This window comes from Ensifer sp. VA4, assembly GCF_055710065.1.
Genome location: NZ_JBVQPO010000064.1, coordinates 1 through 404 on the forward strand (window position 1 = coordinate 1; position 404 = coordinate 404).

Genomic DNA, 404 nt, shown 5'->3' on the forward strand with positions numbered 1-404 from the left:
GTTCATGGGTAACAAAAAAATTGGTGGCTTCGGCATCGAAATCAAAAAGCTCTACAAAATCTTCGGTCCAAATGGTGCGGATTGCGTCAAACTTGTCGAGCAAGGTGTCACGAAGACGGAATTGAACACAAAGCATGGCCATGTCCTTGGTTTGAGAGATATTAACATCTCAATGCCGGCTGGCGGCATTCAGGTGATCATGGGACTTTCGGGATCGGGAAAGTCCACGCTCATCCGCCACATTAATCGCCTTATCGATCCGACGTCCGGTGAGGTAATCATCGGCGACGAGGATGTGGTCAAGATGGATGCCGTGCAGTTGCGTGAGTTCCGTCGGCATCAGACCGCCATGGTGTTCCAGAAGTTTGCGCTTCTCCCCCACCGCACCGTTCTCGAAAACACCC

Annotated in this window: 1 protein-coding gene; it reads left to right on the forward strand. The window is 51.5% G+C overall.

Annotated features, from left to right (window positions below):
• Positions 1 to 4: 4 nt before the first annotated feature.
• A partial coding sequence (locus AC0C6X_RS30175) for an ATP-binding cassette domain-containing protein (RefSeq protein ID WP_472956714.1) occupies positions 5 to 404 on the forward strand: 400 nt, incomplete at its 3' end.